A 6467-nucleotide genomic window follows, 5' to 3' on the forward strand; every position below is an offset into this window, starting at 1 on the left:
GGGCGTACCGCCGAAGGACACGCCGGTGACGCCGCGCAGGTTCTGGCCGAACAGCCGGACGTAGTTGCCACCGGCGGCGGGGCCCGAGTCGGGCACCACGGCGAGCAGCGTCGGCGGTCCCACCGGTGGCCAGTAGCCCGCGGTGGCGGCATTGGTGGCGGCGGCGGTCGCGAGAGCGGTCGAAGTCATGGTCGGTCCTCCCGGGGAAGGGTTCGGGTGATGTGCGCCGACGGCATGCCGACGGACGTGGGCACGCGCCGCCGGTCAACGCTTCGTCGTCACCGCGCGGTCGAGACAGGCCGCACCGGAGGAACGGATGAGCCGCGGGCGGCCGGTCGGGGCGCGGGAACGGTGCGCGGATGAAGAGCGGAGCCACGGGGCGGACGCCCGGCTCCTGGAGTGGCCGACGAGGTATGGGGCGACCTCGGCGGCACGTTTCCAGTTATCCACGCCCCTCGGCGTCACTCAAGGCCTCACGGCGGCCATCACTCGTTTGGCGCATCAGGGCGCGCGTGGCACCGAGCTTGTATGACAAGCGCTCGGCTATTCGGGCGAATGCGTGCCAAGGGGTATGGCTTGCCGTCGCCCGTCATGCCTCTAATGAGTGATATCGGCAGCGCCGACCCAGCAGTGACATCGGCAGCGCCGACCCAGCAGTGACATCGGCCGTGCCGACCCCCGTATGACCACCCGGGGAAGAGCCGACCCCCGTATGACCACCCGGGGAGGAAACGATCCGATGAGCCTCGCCGCGTTCCTTCTCGCCCTCGGCACCACCTGCCGGATCACCCGCTTCATCACCAAGGACACCCTGGCGGCCGGGTTCAGGATCTGGGTCGCCGACCGCTTCGGCGACGACTCCCGCCCCACCTACCTGGTCAACTGCGGCTGGTGCACCAGCACATGGGTGGCCGCCGCGATCGCCGTCTACGCCTCCTTGCTGCACACCACCGCGTGGTTCCACCTCCCGGCCACCGCCCTGACGCTCTCCTACCTGGCCGGTGTCGCCTCGCGATGGCTGGACTGACCCACCGCCCCCCACAACGACCCGAGGGAAAGGAAGGGCAACCATGGCCTGCAACTGCGGCGGAACAGCGGCTCAATGGCCGCCTCAACCCGTTGTCGTCTATGAGCTGACACTGCCGGACGGTACGGTCCGGCGCTACGTCACCCACCAGGAAGCCGACGCCGCCAACAAGCGCGCGGGCTCCACCGGAGTGATCACCGCCGTCACCCAGTGACGCCGAGGACCCACACCCCGCGCCCGGCGACCCGGCTGTCAGTGGTCTGCGGCAGACTGCGGGCATGGACATCACGATCAGACGCGCGCGGGACGAGGAGCTGGACGGAATCGGAGAGCTCACCGCACAGGTGTATCTGGGGGACGGCCTCCTGGACTTCGGGGACAGTGATCCTTATCTCGCCACCCTGCGCGACGCCCGCCGCCGGGCCGCCGAGGCCGAGCTGCTGGTCGCGGCGGACGCGGCGGGCGACGAGGTCCTGGGCGCCGTGGCGTTCGCCGTGCACGGCGGGGCGTACGCGGAGCTGGCCCGCCCCGGCGAGGGCGAGTTCCGGATGCTGGCCGTCCGCCCCGAGTCCCGCCGCCGCGGCGCCGCCGAAGCGCTCGTGCGAGCCTGCCTGGACCGGGCCCGCGCACTGGGCCTGCGGCGAATAGTGATCAGCAGCCAGCGGTCGATGACCGCCGCCCACCGCCTGTACGAGCGGCTGGGCTTCACCCGTGCCCCGGAGCGCGACTGGGCGCCCCTGCCCGGCACGGACCTCACCCTCTGGGCCTTCACCGTGGAGCTGTGACGCCCCGCGCCGCACGCCCCAGGTCACGGGCCACCTCCGGAACGCATTAGCACATTCATGCGAAACTCCGCAGCTCCGACACAAGATATGGGGGTGCGTGCGTCGGCCGACACAAGATGTATGCTCGTCCTCGCTGTCGCCACAGGGGAATCCGGTGGGAATCCGGAACTGTCCCGCAACGGTGTACGTGTGCGCTCAATTCGGCGTGCCCGTGAGTCCGAGCACCTGCCGACAGCCCTGTGAACACGTCCCCCGGCCTCGAGGGTTGGGCCGATGGACGCTGCGTGGTGTGCCTGGCGTACGAGGAGTGCGGCATCGGCATGCCCGTACGCGCCCATCGCACCACCCCTCGCGGTCCAGCCGAGCGAGGGAGAGCACCTCAGTGACCATCGCGCCCGCCGATCCGGTTTCAGCGCAGGCGGCTTCTCAGGCAGCGGACGACGCGCCCGGGACCGCCCTGCTACGGACTCTTACCGGACTCACCGCCGACCTGCCCGCCACCGACCCCGGCAAGGTCGCGGCCGCCGCCCTGCGCGGCCGTCATCCCGGCTCGGACGAGGCGGAGTTGCGCACGCTCGCGACCGAGGCGGCGGCCGGGCTGATCGCCGAGGAGCCGGAGTACTCGCGGCTCGCGGCGCGGCTGCTGGCGCTCACCATCACGGAGGAGGCGGCCGGGCAGGGCGCGGTCTCCTTCTCCACCTCCGTCCAGGTGGGCCACCGCGAGGGCCTGCTCGCCGACTCCACCGCGGAGTTCGCCGCCGCCCACGCCGAGCGGCTGGACGCGCTGGTGGAGCGGGCCCTGGCCGACGGCGCCGACAACCGTTTCGGCTACTTCGGGCTGCGTACCCTCTACAGCCGCTATCTGCTGCGCCACCCGATCACCCGTCAGGTGATCGAGACCCCGCAGCACTTCCTGCTGCGCGTGGCCTGCGGGCTCGCCGAGAACCTCTCGGAGCGGGCGCTGGACGATGTGGCCGAGCTCTACCGGCTGACCAGCACGCTGTCGTACCTGCCCAGCTCCCCCACGCTGTTCAACTCCGGCACCCGGCATCCGCAGATGTCGTCCTGCTATCTGCTGGACTCGCCGCTGGACGAGCTGGACTCGATCTACAACCGCTACCACCAGGTGGCGCGGCTGTCGAAGCACGCGGGCGGCATCGGCCTGTCCTACTCCCGCATCCGGGCCCGCGGTTCGCTGATCCGGGGCACCAACGGGCACTCCAACGGCATCGTGCCGTTCCTGCGCACGCTCGACGCCTCGGTGGCCGCCGTCAACCAGGGCGGCCGGCGCAAGGGCGCGGCCTGTGTCTACCTGGAGACCTGGCACGCGGACCTCGAGGAGTTCCTGGAGCTGCGGGACAACACGGGCGAGGACGCCCGCCGCACCCACAACCTCAACATCGCCCACTGGATCCCGGACGAGTTCATGCGCCGGGTCGAGGCGGACGCCGACTGGTCGCTGTTCTCCCCGGCCGACGCGCCCGATCTGGTGGACCTGTGGGGCGAGGAGTTCGACGCCGCGTACCGCAGGGCCGAGGCCGAGGGGAAGGCCGTCAAGCAGGTCCCGGCGCGCCAGCTGTACGCCCGGATGATGCGCACCCTCGCGCAGACCGGCAACGGCTGGATGACGTTCAAGGACGCCGCCAACCGCACCGCCAACCAGACCGCCGAGCCCGGCAGGGTCGTCCACTCCTCCAACCTCTGCACCGAGATCCTGGAGGTCACCGACGACGGCGAGACCGCCGTGTGCAACCTCGGATCGGTCAACCTCGCCGCCCACCTGGGCGAGGACGGGCAGCTGGACTGGGAGCGCCTCGACGCCACCGTCCACACCGCCGTGACCTTCCTCGACCGCGTGGTGGACATCAACTTCTACCCCACGGAGGAGGCCGGGGCCTCCAACTCTCGCTGGCGCCCGGTGGGTCTGGGCCTCATGGGGCTCCAGGACGTCTTCTTCCGGCTGCGGCTGCCGTTCGACTCGCCCGAGGCCACGGCGCTCTCCACGCGGATCTCCGAGCGCATCATGCTCGCCGCGTACGAGGCGTCCTGCGAGCTCGCCGAGCGCCACGGCCCGCACCCCGCCTGGGCCGAGACCCGCACCGCGCGCGGTGTGCTGCACCCGGACCACTACCCGGACGCGGTGGCCACCTGGCCGGAGCGCTGGCAGGCGCTGCGCACCCGGATGGCGAAGTCCGGGATGCGGAACTCGCTGCTGCTGGCGATCGCGCCGACCGCGACCATCGCCTCCATCGCGGGCGTCTACGAGTGCATCGAGCCGCAGGTCTCCAACCTCTTCAAGCGCGAAACGCTCAGCGGGGAGTTCCTGCAGGTCAACTCCTACCTGGTGGACGACCTCAAGAAGCTGGGCGTCTGGGACGCCCAGACCCGTGAGGCGCTGCGCGAGGCGGGCGGCTCGGTGCAGGACTTCTCCTGGGTGCCCGCGGACGTACGGGAGCTGTACCGCACCGCGTGGGAGATCCCGCAGCGCGCCCTGATCGACATGGCGGCGGCCCGCACCCCGTACCTCGACCAGAGCCAGTCGCTGAACCTCTTCATGGCCTCGCCGACCATCGGCAAGCTCAGCTCGATGTACGCGTACGCCTGGAAGCGCGGCATCAAGACCACGTACTACCTGCGCTCGCGTCCGGCCACCCGGATCGCCCAGAGCGCCCGGGGCGGCGCCGCCGCGGCCGCCCCCGCCGTCACCGTTCCCGCGCAAGCGGCCCCGGTCGAGGCCGACGCGATCGCCTGCTCCCTGGAAAACCCCGAGTCCTGCGAGGCCTGCCAGTAATGCCCACCGCATCCGAGATGACCACCGCGAACACCTCGGCCGAGCACCACAAGAACCTGCTCGACCCGGGCTTCGAACTCACCCTGCGGCCGATGCGGTACCCGCAGTTCTACGACCGCTACCGCGACGCGATCAAGAACACCTGGACGGTGGAGGAGGTCGACCTCCACTCCGACGTCGCCGACCTCGCCAAGCTCTCCCCCGGTGAGCAGCATCTGATCGGCCGTCTGGTCGCCTTCTTCGCGACCGGCGACTCGATCGTGGCCAACAACCTGGTGCTGACGCTCTACAAGCACATCAACTCCCCCGAGGCGCGGCTGTATCTGTCGCGGCAGCTCTTCGAGGAGGCGGTGCACGTCCAGTTCTATCTGACGCTGCTGGACACCTACCTCCCCGACCCGGACGACCGCGCCGCGGCCTTCGCCGCCGTCGAGAACATCCCCTCCATCCGGGAGAAGGCGGAGTTCTGCTTCCGCTGGATGGACTCGGTGGAGAAGATCGAGCGGCTGGAGACCAAGGAGGACCGCCGCCGCTTCCTGCTCAACCTGATCTGCTTCGCGGCCTGCATCGAGGGGCTGTTCTTCTACGGCGCCTTCGCCTACGTGTACTGGCTCCGCTCGCGCGGGCTGCTGCACGGCCTGGCGACGGGCACCAACTGGGTGTTCCGCGACGAGTCGATGCACATGGAGTTCGCCTTCTCGGTCGTGGACACCGTCCGCGAGGAGGAGCCGGACCTCTTCGACGACGAGCTCCAGCGGCAGGTCACCGACATGCTGAAGGAGGCCGTCGAGGCGGAGCTCCAGTTCGCCCGCGATCTGTGCGGGGACGGGCTGCCGGGCATGAACACCGCGTCGATGCAGGAGTATCTGCAGTGCGTGGCCGACCAGCGCCTGCAGCGGCTCGGCTTCGCCCCGGTCTTCGGCTCGGAGAACCCGTTCTCCTTCATGGAGCTGCAGAACGTCCAGGAGCTGACCAACTTCTTCGAGCGGCGCGCCTCGGCGTACCAGGTCGCGGTCGAGGGGTCGGTCGCCTTCGACGACGACTTCTGATGTCGGGCTTCTGATGTCAGGCTTCTGATGTCGGACGAGTTCTGACATCAACAGGGCGGGCCGGATTCCGAGGGGTCCGGCCCGCCCTGTGAGGTACGGCACACTCAGTCGTTCGGCACCGTCTCATAGCGGGCGGTGCCCTCGGCCATCTGCTTCAGCACATCCTTACGGTCGCGCTTGGAGAGCCGGTCGATGTAGAGGTAGCCGTAGAGGTGGTCGGTCTCGTGCTGGAGGCAGCGCGCGAAGTAGCCGGTGCCGCGCACCGCGATCGGCTCGCCGTCGAGGTCCTGGCCGCGCACCACCGCGTAGTCGGGGCGGGCCAGCTCCGCGTACGCCGTGGGGACCGACAGACAGCCCTCGTTGGAGTCGTCCAGCACCCGGCGCTCGGCGGGCAGCTCCTCCAGCACCGGGTTGCACACCACGCCCACATGGCGAACGCCCTCGTCGTCCATGCAGTCGTAGACGAAGACCTTGAGGTCGACACCGATCTGGTTGGCGGCCAGGCCCACGCCCTCCGCCGCCCGCTGGCTGGCGAACATGTCGTCGACGAGCCGTGCCAGCTCCTCGTCGAACACGGTCACGTCCCGGCACTCCTTGTGCAGGACCGGGTTGCCGTACACGGTGATCGGGCGGGCGGTGCCGCGCTCGCGGAAGGCCCGCTCACGCTCCTCGCAGTCCTCCGTGTCCACGATGAACTCGTCGTCCACCCGCTGCTTCGTCCCTTGCTGCGACATCGTCCGCCGTATGCCTTCCTTCAACCGTGATGCGTCGCCCTACAGGGTACGGGCACGGCGCGGCGGGGTGCGGTGTGCTTA

The 6467-nt window shown here is 70.0% G+C and carries 6 protein-coding genes, 1 pseudogene and 1 riboswitch; of the genes and pseudogenes, 5 read left to right on the top strand and 2 right to left on the bottom strand.

The window, feature by feature from the left end; all coding sequences use genetic code 11:
• Nucleotides 1–189: pseudogene (locus GWI24_RS45890) on the bottom strand (cell wall protein); the annotation flags it as partial.
• A 550-nt stretch (nt 190–739) separates the two neighbouring features.
• On the opposite strand from GWI24_RS45890, the gene GWI24_RS38470 reads away from it, so the two are divergent.
• The 5 genes from GWI24_RS38470 to GWI24_RS38490 all read left to right on the top strand — a co-directional run bounded on the left by GWI24_RS38470 (nt 740) and on the right by GWI24_RS38490 (nt 5652).
• Complete coding sequence (locus tag GWI24_RS38470; RefSeq protein WP_210950677.1) at nt 740–1027, top strand: hypothetical protein; 288 nt, start codon at nt 740–742, stop codon at nt 1025–1027.
• Nucleotides 1028–1070: 43 nt separating this feature from the next.
• Nucleotides 1071–1241 (top strand): hypothetical protein, encoded by a 171-nt coding sequence (locus GWI24_RS38475; protein WP_166484413.1) that lies wholly within the window; start codon nt 1071–1073, stop codon nt 1239–1241.
• 64 nt (nt 1242–1305) lie between these two features.
• Nucleotides 1306–1812: a GNAT family N-acetyltransferase gene (locus GWI24_RS38480; protein ID WP_210950678.1), complete on the top strand. Its 507-nt coding sequence runs from the start codon at nt 1306–1308 to the stop codon at nt 1810–1812.
• Nucleotides 1813–1898: 86 nt separating this feature from the next.
• Nucleotides 1899–2060, top strand: a riboswitch (cobalamin riboswitch).
• Between the two features lie 134 nt (nt 2061–2194).
• Nucleotides 2195–4603, top strand: a complete 2409-nt coding sequence (locus GWI24_RS38485; RefSeq protein ID WP_210950679.1) for a ribonucleoside-diphosphate reductase subunit alpha — start codon at nt 2195–2197, stop codon at nt 4601–4603.
• A gap of 17 nt (nt 4604–4620) precedes the next feature.
• Nucleotides 4621–5652, top strand: coding sequence for a ribonucleotide-diphosphate reductase subunit beta (locus GWI24_RS38490; RefSeq protein WP_210950680.1), 1032 nt, complete (start codon nt 4621–4623; stop codon nt 5650–5652).
• Between the two features lie 104 nt (nt 5653–5756).
• Here GWI24_RS38490 and def read toward each other — a convergent pair whose 3' ends face one another.
• Nucleotides 5757–6386 (bottom strand): peptide deformylase, encoded by a 630-nt coding sequence (def, locus tag GWI24_RS38495; RefSeq protein ID WP_210950681.1) that lies wholly within the window; start codon nt 6384–6386, stop codon nt 5757–5759.
• Nucleotides 6387–6467 lie beyond the last annotated feature (81 nt).

Source organism: Streptomyces sp. MK37H (assembly GCF_018035285.1).
In the GTDB taxonomy this organism is placed as follows: domain Bacteria; phylum Actinomycetota; class Actinomycetes; order Streptomycetales; family Streptomycetaceae; genus Streptomyces; species Streptomyces endocoffeicus.

What these genes read in the sequence shown, in the direction of transcription:
- GWI24_RS38470 (WP_210950677.1), top strand. Translation starts at nt 740, where the DNA reads ATGAGCCTCGCCGCGTTCCTTCTCGCCCTCGGCACCACCTGCCGGATC.
- GWI24_RS38475 (WP_166484413.1), top strand. Translation starts at nt 1,071, where the DNA reads ATGGCCTGCAACTGCGGCGGAACAGCGGCTCAATGGCCGCCTCAACCC.
- GWI24_RS38480 (WP_210950678.1), top strand. Translation starts at nt 1,306, where the DNA reads ATGGACATCACGATCAGACGCGCGCGGGACGAGGAGCTGGACGGAATC.
- GWI24_RS38490 (WP_210950680.1), top strand. Translation starts at nt 4,621, where the DNA reads ATGACCACCGCGAACACCTCGGCCGAGCACCACAAGAACCTGCTCGAC.
- def (WP_210950681.1), bottom strand. Translation starts at nt 6,386, where the DNA reads ATGTCGCAGCAAGGGACGAAGCAGCGGGTGGACGACGAGTTCATCGTG.